The 20,770-nt window shown below is 37.8% G+C and carries 25 protein-coding genes; 2 read left to right on the top strand and 23 right to left on the bottom strand.

Going from position 1 to position 20,770, the window contains the following annotated elements; genetic code table 11:
• Window positions 1–297: 297 nt before the first annotated feature.
• The 8 genes from JZO85_RS17825 to galE all read right to left on the bottom strand — a co-directional run bounded on the left by JZO85_RS17825 (window position 298) and on the right by galE (window position 7,069).
• The gene (locus JZO85_RS17825) at window positions 298–741 is read right to left on the bottom strand and encodes a DUF3788 family protein (protein WP_207109858.1); all 444 of its coding nucleotides are present in this window, start codon (window positions 739–741) and stop codon (window positions 298–300) included.
• A 34-nt stretch (window positions 742–775) separates the two neighbouring features.
• The gene (gene tsaD, locus JZO85_RS17820; RefSeq protein WP_207109857.1) at window positions 776–1,798 is read right to left on the bottom strand and encodes a tRNA (adenosine(37)-N6)-threonylcarbamoyltransferase complex transferase subunit TsaD; all 1,023 of its coding nucleotides are present in this window, start codon (window positions 1,796–1,798) and stop codon (window positions 776–778) included.
• Window positions 1,791–2,216 carry a ribosomal protein S18-alanine N-acetyltransferase gene (gene rimI / locus JZO85_RS17815; RefSeq protein ID WP_207109856.1) on the bottom strand — a complete coding sequence of 142 codons (426 nt, stop codon included), beginning with the start codon at window positions 2,214–2,216 and terminating at the stop codon, window positions 1,791–1,793. The genes tsaD and rimI (JZO85_RS17815) overlap by 8 nt, the downstream gene beginning before the upstream one ends.
• Window position 2,217: 1 nt before the next feature.
• Window positions 2,218–2,766, bottom strand: coding sequence for a ribosomal protein S18-alanine N-acetyltransferase (gene rimI, locus JZO85_RS17810; RefSeq protein ID WP_207109855.1), 549 nt, complete (start codon window positions 2,764–2,766; stop codon window positions 2,218–2,220).
• Window positions 2,750–3,457, bottom strand: coding sequence for a tRNA (adenosine(37)-N6)-threonylcarbamoyltransferase complex dimerization subunit type 1 TsaB (tsaB, locus tag JZO85_RS17805; RefSeq protein ID WP_207109854.1), 708 nt, complete (start codon window positions 3,455–3,457; stop codon window positions 2,750–2,752). The genes rimI (JZO85_RS17810) and tsaB overlap by 17 nt, the downstream gene beginning before the upstream one ends.
• A 133-nt stretch (window positions 3,458–3,590) precedes the next feature.
• Window positions 3,591–4,574 (bottom strand): LacI family DNA-binding transcriptional regulator, encoded by a 984-nt coding sequence (locus JZO85_RS17800; protein WP_207109853.1) that lies wholly within the window; start codon window positions 4,572–4,574, stop codon window positions 3,591–3,593.
• Window positions 4,575–4,586: 12 nt separating this feature from the next.
• Entirely contained in the window at window positions 4,587–6,068 is a 1,482-nt protein-coding gene (gene galT / locus JZO85_RS17795) for a UDP-glucose--hexose-1-phosphate uridylyltransferase (RefSeq protein ID WP_207109852.1), read from the bottom strand.
• An 11-nt stretch (window positions 6,069–6,079) separates the two neighbouring features.
• The gene (gene galE, locus JZO85_RS17790; RefSeq protein WP_207109851.1) at window positions 6,080–7,069 is read right to left on the bottom strand and encodes a UDP-glucose 4-epimerase GalE; all 990 of its coding nucleotides are present in this window, start codon (window positions 7,067–7,069) and stop codon (window positions 6,080–6,082) included.
• 198 nt (window positions 7,070–7,267) lie between these two features.
• On the opposite strand from galE, the gene JZO85_RS17785 reads away from it, so the two are divergent.
• Entirely contained in the window at window positions 7,268–7,435 is a 168-nt protein-coding gene (locus JZO85_RS17785; RefSeq protein ID WP_207109850.1) for a DUF3042 family protein, read from the top strand.
• Window positions 7,436–7,461: 26 nt separating this feature from the next.
• Here JZO85_RS17785 and JZO85_RS17780 read toward each other — a convergent pair whose 3' ends face one another.
• From JZO85_RS17780 to JZO85_RS17730, 11 genes are all read right to left on the bottom strand, one after another.
• Window positions 7,462–9,231, bottom strand: a complete 1,770-nt coding sequence (locus JZO85_RS17780) for an FAD/NAD(P)-binding protein (protein ID WP_207109849.1) — start codon at window positions 9,229–9,231, stop codon at window positions 7,462–7,464.
• A gap of 110 nt (window positions 9,232–9,341) precedes the next feature.
• Window positions 9,342–10,154, bottom strand: coding sequence for a sugar-phosphatase (yidA, locus tag JZO85_RS17775; RefSeq protein WP_207109848.1), 813 nt, complete (start codon window positions 10,152–10,154; stop codon window positions 9,342–9,344).
• Between the two features lie 231 nt (window positions 10,155–10,385).
• Window positions 10,386–10,787, bottom strand: coding sequence for a rhodanese-like domain-containing protein (locus tag JZO85_RS17770; RefSeq protein ID WP_207109847.1), 402 nt, complete (start codon window positions 10,785–10,787; stop codon window positions 10,386–10,388).
• Between the two features lie 26 nt (window positions 10,788–10,813).
• The gene (locus JZO85_RS17765; RefSeq protein ID WP_207109846.1) at window positions 10,814–11,770 is read right to left on the bottom strand and encodes an ROK family glucokinase; all 957 of its coding nucleotides are present in this window, start codon (window positions 11,768–11,770) and stop codon (window positions 10,814–10,816) included.
• A 1-nt stretch (window position 11,771) separates the two neighbouring features.
• The gene (locus JZO85_RS17760; RefSeq protein ID WP_207109845.1) at window positions 11,772–11,978 is read right to left on the bottom strand and encodes a YqgQ family protein; all 207 of its coding nucleotides are present in this window, start codon (window positions 11,976–11,978) and stop codon (window positions 11,772–11,774) included.
• A gap of 421 nt (window positions 11,979–12,399) precedes the next feature.
• Window positions 12,400–13,062: a rhomboid family intramembrane serine protease gene (locus tag JZO85_RS17755; RefSeq protein WP_207109844.1), complete on the bottom strand. Its 663-nt coding sequence runs from the start codon at window positions 13,060–13,062 to the stop codon at window positions 12,400–12,402.
• A 49-nt stretch (window positions 13,063–13,111) separates the two neighbouring features.
• A complete protein-coding gene (locus tag JZO85_RS17750) occupies window positions 13,112–13,648 on the bottom strand; it encodes a 5-formyltetrahydrofolate cyclo-ligase (RefSeq protein ID WP_207109843.1) in 537 nt (178 codons plus the stop codon).
• Between the two features lie 56 nt (window positions 13,649–13,704).
• The gene (locus JZO85_RS17745; protein WP_207109842.1) at window positions 13,705–14,700 is read right to left on the bottom strand and encodes a GDSL-type esterase/lipase family protein; all 996 of its coding nucleotides are present in this window, start codon (window positions 14,698–14,700) and stop codon (window positions 13,705–13,707) included.
• A 17-nt stretch (window positions 14,701–14,717) separates the two neighbouring features.
• Window positions 14,718–15,701, bottom strand: coding sequence for a FecCD family ABC transporter permease (locus JZO85_RS17740; RefSeq protein ID WP_207109841.1), 984 nt, complete (start codon window positions 15,699–15,701; stop codon window positions 14,718–14,720).
• Window positions 15,698–16,681 (bottom strand): FecCD family ABC transporter permease, encoded by a 984-nt coding sequence (locus JZO85_RS17735; RefSeq protein ID WP_207109840.1) that lies wholly within the window; start codon window positions 16,679–16,681, stop codon window positions 15,698–15,700. The genes JZO85_RS17740 and JZO85_RS17735 overlap by 4 nt, the downstream gene beginning before the upstream one ends.
• Window positions 16,682–16,684: 3 nt before the next feature.
• Window positions 16,685–17,473, bottom strand: a complete 789-nt coding sequence (locus tag JZO85_RS17730; RefSeq protein WP_207109839.1) for an ABC transporter ATP-binding protein — start codon at window positions 17,471–17,473, stop codon at window positions 16,685–16,687.
• Between the two features lie 159 nt (window positions 17,474–17,632).
• Between JZO85_RS17730 and JZO85_RS17725 the strand changes: the two genes are divergently transcribed.
• Window positions 17,633–18,559 (top strand): ABC transporter substrate-binding protein, encoded by a 927-nt coding sequence (locus tag JZO85_RS17725; RefSeq protein WP_207109838.1) that lies wholly within the window; start codon window positions 17,633–17,635, stop codon window positions 18,557–18,559.
• Between the two features lie 58 nt (window positions 18,560–18,617).
• Here the strand turns inward: JZO85_RS17725 and JZO85_RS17720 are convergent, their stop codons facing one another.
• The 4 genes from JZO85_RS17720 to JZO85_RS17705 form a co-directional block, all read right to left on the bottom strand.
• Entirely contained in the window at window positions 18,618–19,355 is a 738-nt protein-coding gene (locus JZO85_RS17720; RefSeq protein ID WP_207109837.1) for a DUF6681 family protein, read from the bottom strand.
• Window positions 19,352–19,759 (bottom strand): hypothetical protein, encoded by a 408-nt coding sequence (locus JZO85_RS17715; RefSeq protein WP_207109836.1) that lies wholly within the window; start codon window positions 19,757–19,759, stop codon window positions 19,352–19,354. Before JZO85_RS17715 ends, JZO85_RS17720 begins: the two co-directional genes overlap by 4 nt.
• Window positions 19,760–19,934: 175 nt before the next feature.
• On the bottom strand, window positions 19,935–20,084 hold the full coding sequence (rpmG, locus tag JZO85_RS17710; protein WP_010740369.1) for a 50S ribosomal protein L33: 150 nt from the start codon (window positions 20,082–20,084) through the stop codon (window positions 19,935–19,937).
• A 124-nt stretch (window positions 20,085–20,208) separates the two neighbouring features.
• The gene (locus JZO85_RS17705) at window positions 20,209–20,682 is read right to left on the bottom strand and encodes a glutathione peroxidase (protein ID WP_207109835.1); all 474 of its coding nucleotides are present in this window, start codon (window positions 20,680–20,682) and stop codon (window positions 20,209–20,211) included.
• Window positions 20,683–20,770 lie beyond the last annotated feature (88 nt).

Here is a 20,770-nt window from a genome sequence, read left to right as displayed (position 1 = left end):
TACTATTCATTGTAATCCCTCCATTAAATGAATATTAATTCTTTTTTTCGTCCAAGTAATTCATTTTTATTCATAATAACTGAATAAAGAAAAAGTTTCAACTACAATTACAATTTTAATCAAAAAAACTTCCTCAATTTTTAAGGAAGTCACTAACCTATTTTTCTAAGGAAATATTTACGATAATTGCACCTTGAATTTTGATAAATTTCGAGTAATTTCTGAAAAAGCTCCTTCCATTCCCCAATTACCTATAAAAAAGGTCCAGACAAGTTAATGTCTCAGACCTTTAAACAACTATGTTTTCTTTAATTTTCGAACACGCAAAGTAACTAGATATTTGAGATCTTCCAAAGTTTTCTCAGAGATGACGTCTACAACAAACCAGTATCCACCCATCACAGGCTTACTTTCCTTAAATGTTTTTTGTACTTCTTCAGACATTGAAAAAATATTTTCTGATAGCTCTTCTTCAAAAAGTTCTGATACAACGACCATCATTCTCACATAGCCATCGCAAAGATAAATCGTACCGATATTGCCTCCATACTTTTTAGTCTTTAAATGCCAACCGCCAAACGATCCTTTTTCTTTTGAGTATTCAACTGAAAGTTTGGGCTGATACTCTTCAGTTAAATAGTCCAATATTTTTTTGAAATAAGTAGCCTCAGCAAATTCTTTCATGTCTTCTAATGTAGGTCTTTCTTCAAGCGAAAAGGCTTTTTGCCATTTTTTCTCCATCTCATCACATCCTTTTGCTCATTATAGCAAGAGGTTAAATGTGTTGAAAAGCTAAACTTGGTTTAGCGTTTAAACTCATATCCGCAAAATGGTGTTTCTGTAGTTCAACATGGGCAGCCGCTCCAATCATTGCTGCATTATCCCCGCACAACCGTAACGGTGGAACAATCAGTTTTACTTTTGGCAATTTAACATTCATTGCAGCAGACATTCCTTCGCGTAAACCTCGATTGGCTGCTACGCCACCAGCTATAACCAATTGTTTTACTGGATAAGCTTCACAGGCTTTGATCGTTTTTGTAACTAATACCTCAACGACACTTGCCTGAAAACTTGCGGCTAGATCTTTTTTGTCTAATTCTTCTCCTCGTTGCTCAGCATTATGCGTTAGATTAATAAAGGCACTCTTCAAACCACTAAAACTAAAATCAAAATTATCCTCTTTAATCATTGCTCTTGGGAAATTATAAATATCCTTACCTTGGTGCGCCAATTCATCGATTTCTTTTCCACTAGGATAGCTTAATCCTAAAACACGTCCAACTTTATCGTAAGCCTCACCAGCAGCATCATCTCTGGTCTCACCAATAATTTCATAGGAACCATCTTCTGTCATATAGACTAACTCTGTGTGTCCGCCGCTAACTAACAAAGCCATCAAGGGAAATTCCAAGGGAGCAACCAAACGTGCTGCATAAATATGCCCAGCCATATGATTGATTGGCAATAGTGGCAACCCATTTGCCCAAGCAAAAGCCTTAGCGGCACTCAAGCCAATTAATAGTGCTCCGACTAGTCCAGGTCCATAAGTTACCGCAACTGCTTGAAGGTCTTCGGCAGTCACATTCGCTTCAGCTAACGCTTCTTCAATACAAATCGTGATCTGTTCAACATGGTGCCGACTCGCAACTTCAGGAACAACTCCCCCAAAACGTTTATGACTTTTGATTTGCGACGCAACTATATTAGACAAAATCTTCTCTCCATTTTCAACTACTGCGACACTCGTCTCGTCACAACTGCTTTCGATTGCCAAAATAAGTTCTGTTTCATTCATTTGCGTTACCTACTTTCAAAGACATCATTATAGCATCCTCTTGAGGGTGCTGATAATAATTTTTTCTTGTTCCGATTACTTGAAAACCAAACTTTTCATAAAAAAGACGCGCCTCTTGATTCGAAGCACGTACTTCTAAAAAAATACTCACTATTTTCTGCGATTCAGCATGCTTAATTAGGCGCTTCATTAATTTTTTTCCATAACCATGACCTTTATCTTTTGTTGCAATATTAGTGATTTCTATCTCATCACAAACTTGATGGAATCCTAAGAAAGCAACAACTTCCGATGTTTCGGTAAAATAATGACTATGAGATTGTCTCATATCACTAGCAAATTGATCAGCAGTCCAAGAAGCGCCATCAGTATAAGCGGCTTGACTGATCTCCCAAAATTTCTTTGCCAAATTTTCCAACTTATCCCACTTCCAAACGTTTGATCATGTCTAAAGCATCTTCATTATTCTCAGTATAATAATTTTTGCGAATATTCCGAGCTGAGAAACCCAGTCTTCGATATAAACGTTGAGCATCCGTATTACTAAGTCGTACTTCTAATGACAGAGTTTCACAATCGTTCATTATAGCGAATTTTTCTACTTCGTCAATCAATAGCTTGCCAATACCTCGATTTTGAAAATTCGTTCCCACCGCGATATTAGTGATGTGCGTATCATTTCCAATCAAACGACTACCAATAAAGCCCGCAATTTCCTCTTTCTTGGTTACAATACAAATATATAAATGGGGGATAGGGGAATGTATTTCTGATAGAAAAGCACTTTTCGTCCAAGGAGTTTCACCAAAGTAAACATCGCGTTCTAGTGCAATCAACTCTTTAATATCTTGGTCAATGATTTTTCTTAATAAATATTCTTCATCACTTAAGCTTATATACTTTGCACTAAAGGGATACTGTTTCCCATACAATATCGTTTTTACTAGACCGCTAAATTTTTTCAACATAATTTTCGTCCTCTAGTTGATGTGTTTCCAGCCACTTCTCTTCAGCCTCTACACGTTTTAAATATTCTGGCACTACAGCATGAACATTCTCGATCGGTTCCGCGAGAAATCCTAATTTTCCTAAGACTATCCCGTTTGGCAAGTTTAGTTCGTCTGCTTCTGAAATCAATGCAGTTAATTGAGTTGATTCAATCTGTTCTTTGAATTTGCTTGCGTCTCCGATAAACCAAGCGGGTTCTTTAATCTGATCTAATAAATTAGTTAATGAAATGTGTTGATCTGCTAATTCAGTTACTAACTGTTGGTTTTCCCAGCGATAGACTCCTGCATATACATTATTCCTACGTGCATCCATCAACGGAACAATTAATTTACTTGTACGGATATTTCCGGCAATTACAGCTAAGCTAGAAACCGCAGTTAACTCGATTTTTAATGTCTCAGCCAGTGTTTTCGCAGTGGTTACAGCAATTCGGATACCCGTATATGATCCTGGTCCTTTTGCTACGACGATTCGATCCAAATCAGTTGGCTTCAGCCCACTGGCTTCCATCACAGATTCGATTGCTGGCATTAGTGTTAAGCTATGATTCATTTTTCGATTTAATTGAAAGTGAGCCAACACTTTCTCGTCCTCTAAAACAGCCACAGCTAACGTTTGATTGGATGTATCTATCGCTAATAATTTCATAAAAGTTCATTTCCTCGCATTTAAGATAGCAATATTTTAACACAAACCATATTTGCTTTCCTACTAACTGTTTAACAATTTCTGATTTCATTAATTGGTAGCAAAAAAGAGCAGCAAAATAGGCTGCTCCAATTTATTTGGATGACTCCCGCTGAATTAGTTTCGTTCCCAGCATGATTTTTCTTGGAACTGGCGAAAATTCTTTAGCCAATTCCAAAATTGTTAGGATTGCTAATTCGCCCATCCACTCAGTTTCAACTTTTATCGTTGATAACGCCGGCGACACATACTTTGCCACACTGACATCGTTAAATCCCACCACTGAGATATCTTCTGGAATTCGTAGACCGGCAGCTTGAATCGCTTGCATTGCACCTACAGCTAATGCGTCGCTTGACGCGAATAAGGCATTGGGAAGCTCGTGGGCATTAGCTAAAAAATCTGCCATTACTTTTTTTCCTGCTTCCATAGAAAAGGGTGCCGTCATGGTAAACTCTGGTCGATATAGATTGATTTGTTTCATCTTAAGCTTAAAAGCAATAAGTCGAGGATCCTCAATAGGCTGCAAATTGTGCTTTGTTTTTTCTTCACCTGACAAAATTCCGATTTTTTGATGTCCCTGCCTAATAAAATGGTCAATTACTAAATCCAGACTTTGATCAAAATCAACCACTAATGAATTTAGTCCCATATTCATTCCATCGAAGTCAACCAAAAGTAAATTTTCATCAATATGTTTCAATTGACGAATTTGTTCTGCATCAAACTTTCCTAGAGCAATCGTTCCACTAACTTGAGTATCCGACAACTCGGTTAATGATTCACGACGAATCTGGATGTTAAACTCTTCAGCTTTTTTTTCGATTCCTAAACGTATTGATAAATAGTATAAATCAGCTAATTCTTCTGCTTCATCATACCATTGAACCAGACGAATCACCGCTCTGCCGATTTTATTGGCACGTTTGTGCTTTGTATAGTTCAACTCCTCCGCCACTTCAAAAATACGTTGCTTTGTTTCCTGGGCGACGGATAATTCTTGATCATAATTCAACACACGTGAAACCGTAGCAGGTGAAACTCCTGCCATTTTTGCAATATCTCGAATAGTTGCCATCGCTGCCCCTTTCTACAAAGACTCAATAAAGCGCATGAAACCTGACTGACCCTTCGCATTTCGCTTGAAAACTCCGGCATCTTCCAATACACGCGCAAAAACAGATCCCACTGCTTTTTGAACAATTTGTGTCACATTTTCACTCGTAATTTGATTATCATTCTTCAATTGATTTGCCCATTTCATATGATAATCCGCAATAGTATTTTCTTCATCTAATAAATACCTTTCGACCTCTTTTAGTTCGCTTTTCAAGCGTGGAGGTAAAACAGCCAGACCCATCACCTCGATCAAACCGATATTCTCTTTCTTGATATGCTGCACATCAGGATGTGGATGGAAGATACCATCAGGAAACTCTTCAGAAACATTATTGTCACGTAAAACAAGATCCATTTCAAAAAGATCATTCTTTCGACGAGCAATTGGTGTAATCGTATGATGCGGCGTTCCATCTTCAGATCGAGCAACGATTTGTAACTTTACGTCTGAATATGATTGCCATTTTTCAAAAATCATATTTGAGGCTTCAACTAAATCCTTTTGACTCTTTCCTTGCAATCGAATCACTGACATCGGCCATTTCACTATACCTGCTTGAATAGTAGGATAGTCTTTTAACTCGAAAGTTCGTTCCATCTCTGCTACAGCCATTGGGAAAACGTGGCGCCCTCCTTGATAATGATCATGGGAAAGGATAGAACCTCCAACAATCGGCAAGTCTGCATTTGATCCGACAAAATAATGCGGCAAAACTTCAATAATTTTCAATAATCGTTGGAACGTTGCTCTTGTGATTTTCATCGGGCGATGCTCTTCCGATAAAATAATACAATGCTCGTCATAGTATGCATATGGGGAATACTGAAATCCCCAGCTTTCTCCATCAAGATTCATTCGAATAATTCGATGATTTGTCCGTGCTGGATAGTTCAATCGCCCTTTATAGCCTTCATTCTCCATGCACAGCATACATTTAGGATAATCCACTTTCACCGCTTGGCGTTCTGCCGCGATTTGTTTCGGATCTTTTTCAGGTTTAGATAAGTTGATCGTGATCTCTAAATCTCCATATTCAGTTTCAGCGGGGAAGATAATGTTGCGGGCAATTTCTCGTGTTCTAATGTAATCGTTGGTTCTGCTCAAATGAAAGAAGTAGTCTGTTGCTTGTTCTGGATCTTTAGAATAGTACTGAGCAAAATAGGCATTGACTACTGACGGGGGCGGCGTCATTAAATCCATCAGCTGCGCTTCTAAAATATCTTTTTCCGCTTGCAAATCAGTGATTACTTTATTATTTTCCGCTTTTATCAAAAGCTGTTCTACTAAATCTACTGCACTCTCAGTAACTTCGCGAACTTCAGCTTTAGCTAAAGAATCCTCTCCAACCATAGCAATGACTCGATTTTCTAAGTATAAGCGATCCATTTCCATCCAACCTCCTGACTGAATGGATAATGTGATAAAATCCCTTATCGTTTGACTGATTGACACGCTATTTCCCCCTAGTCTTCATATCCATGTGGATGACTAACATGCCAGTTCCACGCTGTCTCAATGATTGCTTTAATATCCGTATACTCAGGTTTCCATCCCAATGCTTCTTCAACTTTTTTGCTTGAAGCAACTAAACGGCTTGGGTCACCCGCACGGCGCGGTCCAACTTCTGCAGCAATCTCTTTACCGGTTACTTCTTTGGCTGCATCTAGCATCTCTTTCACTGAGTAACCACTATTTGAACCGAGATTAAAGAAGTTACTTGGATTTCCTGCCTTTAAATATTCTAAAGCAAGAATGTGAGCAACTGCTAAATCTTCTACTTGGACATAGTCACGAATACATGTACCGTCAGGTGTATCATAATCGTCACCAAAAATAGTTAAATGATCTCTTTGTCCCAAAGCAACTTGCAAAATGATAGGTACTAAATGGGTTTCTGGCTCATGGTCTTCTCCAATACTTGCATCTTTCTTTGCACCCGCAACATTAAAATAGCGTAAAGCTACATAGCGCATACCATAGGCATTGTCACACCACTTCATCATTTTTTCCATCATTAATTTGCTCTCACCATATGGATTTGTCGGATTTGTAGCAACTTCTTCTGTAATAGGGGAAACACCCGGTTCACCATAAGTCGCGGCTGTTGAAGAAAAAACAATATTCTTCACATCAAACTCTTCCATGACTTCTAGTAAACTCTCCATACCTGTTACATTATTATTGAAATATTTTAGTGGTTTTTCTACTGATTCTCCTACTAATGAGCTGGCTGCAAAATGCACGACACCTTCAATTGTTTCCTTTTTAAAAACCTCTATCATAAAAGCCTTATCTCGACAATCCCCTTCATAAAATCTTGCATCAGGATGAATTGCTTTACGATGCCCTGTTAATAAATTATCGACTACGACTACATCATAATTCTGTGAAATCAATTTATCGACCGTATGAGAACCAATGTAGCCTGCTCCCCCTAGAACTAAAATTGCCATTTAATCTACTCCTGTCATATCTATTTTATTTAGTAAACAAATTATAATTTGTTTACTAAATAAAAGCAAGCCCATTTCCCATTCATTAAACTTTTCATTTTTGCGTTTTTGCTTCATAATGAAGGAAACAATAAAAAAAGTATACAGCTCGTAAAGCAAACATAAATTTTATGTTGCTCAGAAAGGAGTGATGAAACGATGCGTAAATTTGCCTCAGGATTCGTTACAGGTACTTTAACTGCAGCTGCAGTAGTTGCTGGTGTGGTGATGGGTGTGAAAAAGAAAGTAATTGACCCAATTGATGAAAAAGAATCAAAAATCGATGAAAATCGTAAAAAAGCTCGCAGAAAAAGAATCGCACGATAAAAAAGAAAGCCAAAGGGCTTTCTTTTTTATCGATAAATTGTATTAACGATTTGATTGGCTAAATAAAAGACACGATCATTGCTTTTTGGTCTTGGCGAAGCGGCATTCAGCCAATCCAGACCCTCAAGCGGTATTCCATAGCAATAAATATGTTGGAGCACAACACCAGTTTGATCTATCACTTGATGTGTCTTACGAGCGACTCGAATGGCTCCTGTAAAATGTTCGCTGCCATCAACAGTCAAGCTGTGTGAAGATAAATAGCCTTTTTTACGCATTTGGATCACTAAAGGATTTTTCGTACGTTTCAAGCTAGTAGCAGGCAAACGAGCTTCGATCAAATTTTTCGCCCTAAAAGAATGACGCGAATTCCTTTTACTATAGGCCAAAAATTCTCCATTAACTCTTTTGATGTCCATTTCTGGTGCTAAAAATTTAATGACTCCTGCTTCAATTAAAGCCAACAATTGTTTTTGCCTAATGACAGGAGCACCGATCGTCAAAAAACTATAATTGCGATTAAAGGAGCCAAAGAAATCCTCAAAGTATTCTTTTGTCGTAAATTTCTCGTTATCTAACATAAAATTAAACGGTTCCTGCAACTCCTTATAGGTATCAATCGCTGAAGCAATCGGCCCCGTGACATTTCCCCGTTCAGCTTCAACAATGTCCTTTTTTAAATAGCTTTGAATGAAATCCGGAAAATCTTTGGGCAATATTTCTTTTGCCGGATCAAAAAGTTCTGTCCAATCTAAACGTAATTCGTCAGAGATTTGATATTTAGACAGGACGACCTCTCGTTCACCTTTTCGATACTCTTCTAAAAAACCACTTAAATCAATCTCTGTATTCGCCAGCTTTTTTTGATAATATACCAGTTCAGCTTCCTTTTTTAATAAATCAAATAAATTATCTGCAGTTCCTCTAAAATGCTCCATAAACGTTTCCGTTAAAATTTGCGGCTGAGCATCTTCTCCGGGCTTTTTTTGATTATTCGGACGAGCATGATAGGGTAATCCTCTTCCTGAACCAACAACTAAGAGCTGCTCTTTTCCAGAGGGGGCATATACTAAACAATTATCCTCTTCGATGAATTTCCCACCCCATTTAGCAACAAAAAGTGCAATATAATCAAAGAAACTTAGTCCTAAACCGCGAAGTATTACAGTCTCCCCCTCAATTAATTGATCCAGTCGAGTATCAGAAGGGTTTCCTGGTCCTTGATAAAAAAGATTATGTTCTTCGGCATATTTTTGCTGTTTATTTTCAGTTTCATTCAGATAGTTTGCAGAATGACCCGTCGCTAAAATTACATCATCTACTTGAAAATTCTTGGTAGTTTTAATTAAAATCTCTTTTTCCGTTACAGTTAGATCAATAACCTGCTCTTCTATCAAATCGACAGTAACATTCGCTGGCAGATTTTTCATCAGCTCATCAAAAAACCAGCATTGGTAAATGCCATAATAACGGCGCTGACAATAATCATTTTTTCCTAATTTGGTCTCCTCAGAAAAAAATTCTCCATGATTTAATGAAGACAAATAGTTAGGCGCCACCGTCTGATTCCATTCGGCAAGATTCGGCCCTTCATCTTTGGAAAAAAGTGTTACATGCTGCATAACGGTATTCATAATAACTTGATTGCTTTGATCTTTACGCCAGATATTTCCACCTGGTCCATCTGGGTCAAAAAGCAATATTTCAATTTTCTCACTTAATGAAGATTGCTTAATTAACCTATCTAGGACAATCAGTCCGTATGGTCCTGCTCCAATAATTGCAATTTTTTTCATACACATTCCTCATTTTTTTGATAATTTCGTCTCTTTAAGAGTAGAGAATAATTAGGGAATAAGCAATCAAAAAAAGCTTCCAATGATTAAATTCATCGGAAGCAAAAAAATTATTTTAGTACCCAACGCTCAAAAGCTTCTTTCACACCGTCTTCCAAGTTTGTCGCTACGGTATAATCTGCAGCGGCTTTGATTGTCTCACTCGCATTCCCCATCGCTACACCAGTGCCAGCAAACTCGATCATTGATAAATCATTTTCCGCATCCCCAATTGCCATTACCTCTGATTGATGTATTCCAAGATGTTCACTCAATTCTTTCAGAGCCAAACCTTTACTAGCATTAGGATTTAGTACCTCTAAGAAAAATGGTGTGCTGCGAACAATCGTATATCGTTCAAAATAAGCAGCTGGAATTTTTTTGAACGCTTCGCCTAGAATTGCTGGATCATCAATCATCATCATCTTAACTGGCGACACCTCTGCAGCAATTTCCTCTGGTGTTCGAAAATGCAGCGGCATGTTGACTAAATAGGATTCCAAAATTGTATAAGGGCTGATATCTCGATTAGCTGTATACATCGCCTGCTTGTCTGCAATGTGCAAATGAACATCTAACATACGAGCCAGATGGTCGATCTCTAAATAGTTTTCTCTCGTCAAACTATGTTCCGCTACAATCTCCCATGTTTTCGTATTCAAAACTAAAGCCCCGTTGTAAGTAATGATATAATCGTCTTCAGCATCTAATCCTAGCACCTCTAATTGTGATTTAGTCCCTGATAACGGACGTCCCGTAGAAAGAACTACATAGACACCGGCTTTGCGAGCCTCCTTAATGCAATCAATCACTGGCTGGTTGATCTCATGATGATCATTTAATAGTGTTCCATCTAGATCAATGGCAACTAACTTTATACTCATTTAATTCTCCTAGTTCTTCTTTATTTTCTTACAGAAAAGTGCTGTTTTGCTTTTCTCTTTATCGCTAATCTGTTCAATGATAGGCATTTGTTTCATTGTATAGCACTCTGTAAAAGTTTACAGCTTCCATAATAAGCGCAATTTAATATTCCGTCAATTTAACAAAATCGCAGCTCTCTCTTGATATAAAAAAAATAAAAACGGCCGAACATTTATCCAGCCGCCAAAAAATTAATCGTTTTTTTTCTGTTTCACTTTTCCAGTCCATTCTTGCATACCGCCTTTAAGAATGTACAAATCTTTATACCCTTTTTTACGTAACATGTTTGCAGCGCGGGCACTAACCGCTTTATTATGATCATAGATGTAGATCGGTTGATCTTTTCGCAAAGAGCCAAATGTTTCTTTCAGCATACTGAACGGAAAACTACGCGCTCCTAAAATATGCTTTGCATTGAACTCATCTCGTTCGCGAACATCAATAATCTGAGCCTTGCGCATCCCTGCTTGAAATTCTTCCTGAGAAATAATTTTTGCAGAACGCCTCATCATGATTCGGACTATCAGCTCATACAAAGCAAATAATGCGATTACCGATATTAGTACAATATTAATTTTCCACCAAATTGACATAGCTTGATTCCTCTCTTACTTTTAATCTATTTAGCTAAAGAAGCGGCACCGATAACACCAGCTTCATTTCCTAATTCTGCTAGTTTGATTTTTGTACTCTCCCGTACCTGTGGAAAAGTAAATTCTTTAAAGTAATTTTCAACACGGCTACGTAAAAATTCACCAGCCGCTGAAACGCCGCCGCCAATAATAATTGAGGATGGATTTAACGTATTTCCGATATTTCCGCAAGCTAGTCCCAAATAGAAAGTCACTTTATCAACAACCATTAAAGCCAGGTCATCCCCGTCAACCTCTGCTAGTTCAAAAACGTCTTTGCTTGTAATGTCTTCTCCATTGTCTAAACGAGCCTTTAATTTTGAGCCGCCTGCATACTCTTCTGCCAGTTGACGTGCAACTCGAACGACTCCGGTTGCACTGGCTACTGTTTCTAGACAGCCACGTTTGCCACAGGTACATTCAAAACCGTTTGGATCAACTGTCACATGTCCGATTTCACCAGCACAACCCGCTATACCATGCAGCAATTGACCATTCATTACGATTCCTCCGCCAACACCTGTCCCTAAGGTCATAAAGACTACATCTGGCTCATTGTCGCCAGCACCTTTCCAGCGTTCGCCTAAAGCAGCTACATTGGCATCATTATCAATACTAAATTTGATTTTCGTTCCTTTTTCAATCTCGCTTTTGACTTGCTGTAACGTCGTCCAATTCAGATTATAGGCTCCAATGACTGTTCCTGCCTCAACATCGACACTACCGGGAGTCCCCATACCAATACCCATAAACTGTTCAGGTTTCATATCATATAGAGATAAGTGATGATTAATCGAATCAATAATATCTGGCACAATATGTGAACCATCATCTAAAATGTTCGTCTCAATACTCCACTTTTGCTGAATTTCACCTGTTTCAGTCAAAATAGCAAATTTCACGGTTGTCCCGCCTAAGTCAATACCTAATAATTTTTTATCCACTCTAGTCACCTTCTCGACTTTCTTCAATGTGATGTTCTCGTTTTAAAATGCCCCAGCCTTGCAGATAAGTATCTCGATCAATCACACGGCTCTCATACAAATTTTTCAATTCAATCTGCATCAATTCGATGTCATATATTCGTTTTCCAACATAAATATAAATACCAAACTGTTTTAATAGCTGCTGCACATCATATAAACTTTCCATCAAACCACATCCCTAGTATTATACAGAAAAATTTTTCTTTTTTATAGCCTATTCTTTATTTCCTATTCCATTTTTTAAAAAAGGACACTAATCCACTCTATATTCTATAATATTGTTCCATCCGTCGCAAATTGAATCAGCTAGACATCTAGAAATGTCGCTAGATTCATTTCTCTTTTTCAATTATGGAGAGTAAAATCATCATGTAACTCACATTATTTAGGTAGCAATTTCGAAAAAAGCTTAAGCTCTATTGAAGCTCACTTTTTCTATTTTTGTATGTTAACAATAGTGAAAAGCCGATTGTGACTCACTAAAAACATCCTATGCTTTATTTCATGAATAATTCGTTTAAAAAAAATTTCTTAATACTAGAGCATCGTTTATTAAAAAAAGCGGACATTTTCGTCCGCAGCTATTGTTACAAACTAAATTTTCTTAAACCGAATAAGACAAAAAGCACGATTGCAAAGATAAAAAATAATCCAGCGGTAATCCGTGCACGAGTAGTAAAGCGATCCTGAGAATGAGGAACTGCCAATGTCCAGCCAGACAACGCCCCACCAACAATGCCACCTAAATGCCCCCAGATATCGATTGTTGAGTCAAACATTCCGAAAGCTAAATTCAGTAAAATGAACAACGCAAATTGTCTAGTCAATGCTTGAACTGCTCCATTATCACGATAGTGGAGACCAACTACCAAGAATGCTCCAAATAGACCAAAGATTGCTGTGCTGGCACCGCCAGATAAAGTAGTTGGTTGATTGAAAGCAAAACTCGCAAAATTTCCCATCACACCACTTAATAAATAGATGATCGCGAACCGCCAATGACCAAAAATAGCTTCACATTGCTGTCCCATATAATAAAGGACGACACCATTTAATGCGAAATGCATCAAGCCAAAATGAATAAACATCGGTGTGATAAAGCGCCAATACTGATGGTGCCAAATAACTGATGGTGCGAACATACCTAATTGATTTTCAATTGATAACCCAGACAATAAGTATTGCATCAAGAAAACAATTGTATTAATTGCAAAAAATGTATACATCACATAAGGCTTATCTTTTCTCATATATCCACCTCTTTCAAATTTTTAATCGTTCATGCTTCATTTACACTGCTCAAGAAAGAAATAATTGCTGAACCGGCTGATCGAATTCTTCTGTTTGCCATTCCTCCATCAATTGTTCAGCAAAAACAAAGCTGCAGGTCCTCCCTTTATAATCTGCTAAAAACCGATCATAATACCCACCGCCAAAACCAATACGATAGCCAGCTCTATTAAAAACTAAACCCGGAACAACCAATAGATCCAACTCATCAGACGTTGCCGTATCTTCAATCATAGGTTCCTCAACGCCAAATTTTGTAGTATAAAAATCTGTTTTATGATTGATCCAATGAAAAACCATCTCACCTTTTGGTAATGATTTAGGTACAGCTATCTTCTTACCAGCCGCAAAAGCACATTGAATCAACGGTGATGTTGGGAACTCGAATTGAGTCGCCATCGTCACACCAATAGAAGCAGATTCTTTCCACGCCTTACTTTTAAAAAAATTGGCGAGAATAAGCTCAACTTGAACTTGCCTTTCTCCGTTACTAGCTATCTTTTGCAGTCTGTTTATCGCCAGCTGTCGAAGCTTTTCTTTCTCCATTCATTCACCTTCTTATCTAGAAATACTAACAAAATTGAAACAGAATAAAAAGGGGATTACTCCCCTTTAACAAAATCACTAGAAATTTGTCGAGCAATAGCCAAACCAGCGATAGCATTAAAATGCAAATGGTCTCCGCTATCAAAAGTCCTTTTCAAGCATCCTTGTGTCCCTTCAACGATTGTCGAAAAATCCCATAAGTCATCAAAGTTTCTGATTAACCAAGTATTGATTTCTTTTCGCAGTACTTCTTTTGCTTCATTCATTTCTAAATATCCTAAGCAAGGGGTTAACGTACACAGTTGATAAGCAACATTGTATCTCTCGCATAATTGAATCATCTTTTCTATTTCTACTTGAAAACTTTCCAATGTGAGCTCGCCATTGATTAAGTCATTTATACCAATAAATATTATGACCTTTTCAACATTGCAATGACTGTTCAAACAATTTTTCAAGCGCTGTACACCACTATAGCCGTAAAAAAAATTTTGTGAATCTTTAGTCGATATATCGCTATTCGATTTTAGCAGACAGCTGCCGTTGATACCCTGGTTGACCAAATAAATATTTTGTTTACGCAGGCTCCTCTGTAATGGTGCTGTCCAAGTTGCTCCTTCAGTTAAGGAGTCACCGAATGCTACTACACATTGTCCCGTGATTTCAGCTTCAATTGCCATCAATCCCGAACAAAAATCCATTTCTCTAGCTCCCGTGAAAATATCAGCATCTTCATATGAAAAGCCGCTCTCACTTGTAGATACATGGAAACAAATTTGCCATTTTTCTGCCTTAGGATCAATTAAAATGGATGCTGTTTTAACAATTTCTCCTGGATCTATAGTAAAATCTGGAATCATTTCACTTTTTTCATTTGTTTTAAAAGAGAGATTTTGAATTTTTTGTTTTTGAGTTCCATACTCATTCTTGAAAACCAAACGAATTTTTTTTGCTGGGACAATTTGCCGCAACGTTAATTGTACAGTTCCCTTTGAAGCACAATGATGCGCAATTCCTCTTTGCGCATGACTCCATACTGTCGTCCACCCCATCTGATTCTTCCTCATTTCTAATTATTTTTTTTCAACAGCAACAAAACAAAGTATGGTGCACCAATCAATGAAACAATAATACCCGCAGCCATTTCACCATTCGGCAAGATTACTCTAGCTAAAATATCACTAAACAATAATAAGATTCCGCCAATAATGGCCGTCATCACTAACGTTTGATTATTTTTACGACCTGTTATTTGACGAGCGATGTGGGGGGCAATCAAGCCGATAAAACTGATACTGCCAGCAATTGAAACACTTACTGCTGCTAAGCAGACCGCACAAACTAAAAAGAACAGCTGCGTTTGCTTCAATTTTATACCTAACCCAACAGCCACTTCATCGCCCAACTCCAGTACTTCCAATGATCGGCCTCGTAGTAAGATTAAGGGCAACAGGCAGATCATCCATGGTAATAGCAGCAAAACATGTTGTTGGGTCGTCCCCCATATTGTCCCAGCAAGCCAGGCTGTTACAAATTGATAATTATCCTTAGAAACCCGAATAGTCCCCATTAATGTTAAGGCCGAGATCCCAGCATTCACCGCAATACCAGCTAAAAGCAGTCGATTAGGTGTGAGCCGCTCAGACTGACGTCCAAAATAATAAACCAGTCCGGTCGCAATAAAACTACCTGCACAAGCGATCAACGGCAAATACCAGCTACTTTCTCCCGAAGCAAAAAAACCTAAGTAGACTAAAACCGTCAATCCCGCTCCTGCATTGATTCCCAAAATTCCGGGATCGGCTAAATCATTGTGTGTGATTGTTTGAAAGAGATAGCCAGATACCGCTAACCCCATACCTGCCATTATAGAAACCAGTAGTCGTGGAAAACGAAAATCAAAAACGATCAATTGCTGACTACTAGTTGCAGTTTTTTGAAAAACTCGCAGCAAATCATTTAAAGACAATGGGATCGTGCCAACAATAAGACTAAGGATTATTCCAATAATCAGCAGAAGAAGCAAGACTAACCAACCAATTTTTTTCCTCATAAGCTTCCCTTTCTAATCTGCAAAAGTAAAAATGGCACACCAATGATCGTAATAATCACTCCAGCTGGTGTTTCTAAAGGTGGTGCGACTAGTCTAGAAGCAATATCAGCTACAACAAAAAATAAAGCACCAAATATTCCTGAAGCTGGAATCACAAAACGATAATCATGCCCAACAAAAAAACGGACCACGTGAGGAACAATCAACCCCAGAAAGCTGATAGTTCCAACCAACGCCACCGAGCTTCCTGCTAACAATAAGACAAGAAACAAACTCAATTGACGAATTCGACTGGGATTTTTTCCTAGTGAAGTCGCCGTATCTTCTCCTAAACTCAGTAAAGTTATTTGCGGACTAATCAAGCAAGCACCGATAATTCCTAAACCAATCAACGGAAAAATGACTTGCAGTTGATTCCAAGAAAGATTGGCTGTTCCACCAACAAACCAAAAAGTCATGTCTTGATTCAAGTTGAATAGTAACCCAATACTTTGGCTAACAGCCGTAAAGAAAGAGCTTAATGCTGCTCCCAATAAAACAATCCGAACTGGAGATAAACCAAAAGAAACTTTGGTAGAAACCAAATAAATCAGCAAAATCGAAACCAATGCTCCTATAAATGAACCAAATACCCCCGCACCTGGAGAAGGATTGGCATTCAATGCAAATACTACAGCAAGACCCAACCCTGCTCCAGAATTGATTCCTAGCAGACCTGAATCAGCAATGGGGTTGGAAGTGATTCCTTGGATCAAAGCCCCAGATATCGCAAAAGCAGCACCAACCAGAACAGCACCCAACATTCGCGGCAACCGTAAATAACGGATTAACTGCTGACCCTGACTAGCAGGGTCAAAAGCCAGTACAGCCTTGGAGACATCTCCCCACTTACTCGTAACCGCTCCATATCTTAAGGATAAAATCATTGCTGCTATAAGTAATACCACAACAATTGGAAAAAAATATGTTCGTTTAGTCATTTATTAGTGCTCCTTCACTAAATCATACGCAACAACTAAGGGTTTATCCGTATCAGGGAATGTAGCAAAAGTCGCTTGGATATCAAACAAGTTTAATAACTTATCTGCTGTAAAAATTTCCTTTGGTGATCCCTGAAAAATCAGCTCACCCTTTTTCATCCCTAGTAAGTAATCGGAAAAACGTGACGCGTGGTTCAAATCATGAATCGTCATCAGGATAGTTTTCCCCTGTCGATTGATCTCTTGTAGCAACTCCAAGATCTCCAATTGATGCGCTGGATCTAAGAAAGTAATGGGCTCATCCAAAATTAAAATATCTGTATCCTGTGCCAGCGCCATTGCAATCCAAACTCGTTGTTGTTGCCCACCGGATAACGTTGTCAGTGTGCGTTCTTTTAATCCCTGCAAATTCGTAGCTTCCAAAGCCCATTGAATCAATTGATGGTCATGTTCTTTTAAACCTGAAAAGCCTTTTTGATAAGGAAATCGTCCATGTGATACAATTTCTTCAACAGTCAATCCATTTACTGGATTACTTGTTTGTGATAGCGAAGCAATTTTTTGAGCGACTGCTTTAGTATCCAAACGTTGAACATTCTCATCATTAATAAGGACTTCTCCTTGAGCCGGCTCAAGAATCCGAGCTAAAGCTTTCAGTAAAGTCGACTTTCCACTACCATTTGGACCAATTAAACTAGTGATTTGTCCTTCGGGAACTTCTACTGTGATGTCTTTCACAACTATTTTTTTATCGTATCCAATTGAAAGATCGGCCGTAGTTAATTTTGTCATAGACCTTCCCCTTTTCTCTGATAATCGTTCTCAATTATGACCTTCTTTATCATCATCGTCAACCATTGATGAAAGAAAACTCACTGTTGACACTCTTTTCTCTTTCGGTAATAATATTAATTGAGAACATTTCTCAATTAATTCTGAAGGAGTTTTTTTATGTTTAAAAAAATAGCTTTAAGTACGACTTTTCTGATAGCGCTTTTTAGCTTAGTAGCTTGTGGACAAAGCAGTGAAAGTAAAGATAAAGATAATGATCTTCGAACCCTGACCGACGCCCAAGACCACAAAGTCGATATTCCTGAAAAGCCTAAGCGGATCATCGCCTCATACTTAGAGGATTATTTAGTCGCCTTGGATGAAAAACCAGTTGCCCAATGGACGGTCGGCGAGGGAAAAATACAAAATTATTTACAAGATGAACTAAAAGGTACTCCAACAATCAATTACGATCTGCCTTACGAAGATGTTTTAAAATTTGAACCTGATCTATTATTAATCGGCTCAAATGGCTCTCTTGAAGGTGGCAAATATAAAGAGTATTCTAAAATCGCACCTACCTATGTTGTTAAAAATGGCGATAATGTTACTTGGCGTGATCAGCTAGAGGACGTTGGAAAAGTTTTAGGCAAAGAAGAACAAGCCAAAGATGTCGAAAAGGACTATGACCAACTAATTGAAAAGACCAAAAAAGATTTAAAAGACAAAATCAAAGGCAAGTCTGCTGTTGTTTTATGGGTAACGAATAATTCTGCGTTTATGGTGGCAGATACTCGCTCTAGCGGTCAACTGCTTTATCAGGAGCTAGGCTTTGAAGTTCCACAATTAACCAAAGAGATCAGTAAAAAGGCAACTGCCGATTTCTCACAAGTTTCTTTAGAGAGTCTGTCGCAGCTTGATGCAGATTATATTTTCCTAGTTAACAGTGATTCTGGTGCTGCAATGTTTAAAGATCCTTTATGGAGTAATATTCCAGCGGTGAAAAATAAACATTTGTATGAATTTGACGGTAACTCAAGCTGGTTATACAATGGACCAATCGCTTATACCAAAATGGTCGAAAATATCCAGGATGTTTTAAAATAAAAAATGCCGATCTGATCGAGTACTCCTTCAACAGAAGTTGTCTCAATCAGACGGCATTTTATTTTTTGCTGCGACGTGTACGCTTAGCCGCTGTGACCTCTTCTTTTTTGGCTAAGAATTTCAATCGATAAGGTTCATGATAACGAACCCCCTCCTTAACAAAGTCTCCACCAACAATAAATAATCCTATCGGTCGTAACGGCTCTTTTTGACGAATCCTACCAATGGTTTCCAATTCACGATAATTTTTTCCTATCTGTAGCTGATAGGTCGCAGAATCTATCTGTTTCACATAGTAATAGGGATACAGCGTATTTTCATCGATCAAGAACCCTTCTTGCTTCGTTATATCTCGAGTAGTAATTTCTTTTCCGTCTATTAGAGCCTGAATGTTTTCAACTAATTTTAATTGATAGTCTTCATTGAACTCAACAGGTATTTCCTGAGCCTGTTCGAAAACTTTCTTTGCTTTTTTGGCTTTTTCATTTTGGATATTGAAAGCATCATCAGGTAAATATTTAACAAAAAGCTGCGTAATATCTCCTTTTAAGTTTTTGTCTAAAAAATAATAAAAGAAATTTAAGACAATGAAATAAACCAACCCAATAAAAACTAAACTATAGATCACTAATTGCAGATAATTTTGATTGAGCCACAGACCGTATACAATTCTTAAAATGTATACAGTTGGTATTATGCTTAACAACGTATACGCTCTATTCGAATATTTTGGACTAATATCTAAAAAGCCTAAAAATTTATTTAGTCCATTAATAATATCTAATAGCAGAGTCATTGACTATCACCTTCCTCTGAGCCTATCGGTCCATTCGCCGGCTGTTGCTGTTGTGTCGGAGTTGTTTGAGATTCCTCTGTTGAAGATGAAGGCACCTCGGAAGTAGTAGAAATTGAAGATTGCGTTTCCTCCATTCGATTGTCTCCGTTCGTACTGTCCACGATGTTCTCATTTCTTTCAGGTTCTTCTATTTCTGATTGTTCATTGATTGTACTTGTCTCACTAGTAATACTATTTAAATCACGAGAAGAATCGTTAGTGCCAGTAGTACTTGATTCTGTCGTCGGTGTCGTAGCCTTCACTTGACGATAGCTAGAATTATTTAAAATTCCCGATGTCGTAGCAATTAATATTGACAATGTTAGCAGTGCAATCGGCTTCAAAATCGGTGGAACTTTGCGCATCTAATCCTTCCTTTCCATAATTGATTTGTTTAATAACTAGTTTTATCATTGTAAAGTTAGCTTTTGTTTAGGATTCTGTGAAGATTTTATGTAGATTTCTGAAAAAGTTATGCAAGTTTCTCTGAGTAATAAAAAAAGCCAGCAATCAAATTTGATTGCTGACTCGTAGTTGCGATTATTTTACTTCTTTATGCAAAGTAACTTTGCGTTCGCGTGGGCAATATTTCATTTTTTCCAAACGATCAGGATTGTTACGTTTGTTTTTATTTGTTAGGTAGTTACGTTCTTTACAAGAAGTACATTCTAAAGTGATATTTACGCGCATGATTTTCCCTCCCTTGTAAAAACAAGTTTTCCAAGATATTTCTCAGACTTTGATATCATATCATGTTTTTATTTTCTTGACCAGTCTTTTTATCAAATTCGTTAAGTAATTCTACTTGACGATTTTAGAGATATGTTTCAATGTCCTGCGCAATATCTTCGGGCTTAGTTTGTGACGCATAGCGTTTTACCACGTTTCCTTCGCGATCGATCAAGAATTTTGTGAAATTCCATTTGATTGCTTTGTTAAGTAAACCACCTTGCGCACTCTTCAAATAACTGTAAAGCGGATCTTCATTTTCTCCATTAACATCGATCTTAGTAAAAGTTTGAAATGTCGTATGATATTTCAACTGACAAAATTCTGCAACTTCTACATCAGTACCAGGAGCTTGATTTCCAAATTGGTTGCAAGGAAAATCAAGAATTTCAAATCCTTTGTCTTTATACTGATTATATAAATTTTGTAATCCTTCATATTGTGGCGTAAATCCACATCCAGTTGCGGTATTGACGATCAAGATGACTTCTCCCTGATAATCTGATAAAGACTTTTCGGCTCCATCTGTTTGTTTCACTTTAAAATCGTATACTGACATACTTAGCTCTCCTTTTCATATAAACGTATTCATTCTCTTTGGAAAATCGCGTATTTTTCCTATGCTGTCAAAGTGATCCAATCCAATG

The sequence above is a fragment of the Candidatus Enterococcus murrayae genome, from assembly GCF_017315985.1.
In the GTDB taxonomy this organism is placed as follows: domain Bacteria; phylum Bacillota; class Bacilli; order Lactobacillales; family Enterococcaceae; genus Enterococcus_A; species Enterococcus_A murrayae.
This window is presented reverse-complemented; position numbering and strand designations above follow the sequence as displayed.

Bases quoted from the DNA above. Each gene is read 5' to 3' on its own strand.
- tsaD (WP_207109857.1), bottom strand. From the start codon at position 1,798: ATGAATGAAACAGAACTTATTTTGGCAATCGAAAGCAGTTGTGACGAG.
- JZO85_RS17705 (WP_207109835.1), bottom strand. From the start codon at position 20,682: ATGTCAGTATACGATTTTAAAGTGAAACAAACAGATGGAGCCGAAAAG.
- JZO85_RS17745 (WP_207109842.1), bottom strand. From the start codon at position 14,700: ATGGGGTGGACGACAGTATGGAGTCATGCGCAAAGAGGAATTGCGCAT.
- JZO85_RS17755 (WP_207109844.1), bottom strand. From the start codon at position 13,062: ATGAGAAAAGATAAGCCTTATGTGATGTATACATTTTTTGCAATTAAT.
- JZO85_RS17780 (WP_207109849.1), bottom strand. From the start codon at position 9,231: ATGAAAAAAATTGCAATTATTGGAGCAGGACCATACGGACTGATTGTC.
- JZO85_RS17785 (WP_207109850.1), top strand. From the start codon at position 7,268: ATGCGTAAATTTGCCTCAGGATTCGTTACAGGTACTTTAACTGCAGCT.
- JZO85_RS17770 (WP_207109847.1), bottom strand. From the start codon at position 10,787: ATGTCAATTTGGTGGAAAATTAATATTGTACTAATATCGGTAATCGCA.
- tsaB (WP_207109854.1), bottom strand. From the start codon at position 3,457: ATGAAATTATTAGCGATAGATACATCCAATCAAACGTTAGCTGTGGCT.
- JZO85_RS17740 (WP_207109841.1), bottom strand. From the start codon at position 15,701: ATGAGGAAAAAAATTGGTTGGTTAGTCTTGCTTCTTCTGCTGATTATT.
- JZO85_RS17750 (WP_207109843.1), bottom strand. From the start codon at position 13,648: ATGGAGAAAGAAAAGCTTCGACAGCTGGCGATAAACAGACTGCAAAAG.
- yidA (WP_207109848.1), bottom strand. From the start codon at position 10,154: ATGAGTATAAAGTTAGTTGCCATTGATCTAGATGGAACACTATTAAAT.
- JZO85_RS17800 (WP_207109853.1), bottom strand. From the start codon at position 4,574: ATGGCAACTATTCGAGATATTGCAAAAATGGCAGGAGTTTCACCTGCT.
- JZO85_RS17715 (WP_207109836.1), bottom strand. From the start codon at position 19,759: ATGCGCAAAGTTCCACCGATTTTGAAGCCGATTGCACTGCTAACATTG.
- JZO85_RS17760 (WP_207109845.1), bottom strand. From the start codon at position 11,978: ATGGAAAGTTTATATGATGTGCAGCAGCTATTAAAACAGTTTGGTATT.
- JZO85_RS17730 (WP_207109839.1), bottom strand. From the start codon at position 17,473: ATGACAAAATTAACTACGGCCGATCTTTCAATTGGATACGATAAAAAA.
- JZO85_RS17825 (WP_207109858.1), bottom strand. From the start codon at position 741: ATGGAGAAAAAATGGCAAAAAGCCTTTTCGCTTGAAGAAAGACCTACA.
- JZO85_RS17735 (WP_207109840.1), bottom strand. From the start codon at position 16,681: ATGACTAAACGAACATATTTTTTTCCAATTGTTGTGGTATTACTTATA.
- rpmG (WP_010740369.1), bottom strand. From the start codon at position 20,084: ATGCGCGTAAATATCACTTTAGAATGTACTTCTTGTAAAGAACGTAAC.
- rimI (WP_207109855.1), bottom strand. From the start codon at position 2,766: ATGTTGAAAAAATTTAGCGGTCTAGTAAAAACGATATTGTATGGGAAA.
- galE (WP_207109851.1), bottom strand. From the start codon at position 7,069: ATGGCAATTTTAGTTCTAGGGGGAGCAGGCTACATTGGTTCTCATACG.
- JZO85_RS17720 (WP_207109837.1), bottom strand. From the start codon at position 19,355: ATGACTCTGCTATTAGATATTATTAATGGACTAAATAAATTTTTAGGC.
- JZO85_RS17725 (WP_207109838.1), top strand. From the start codon at position 17,633: ATGTTTAAAAAAATAGCTTTAAGTACGACTTTTCTGATAGCGCTTTTT.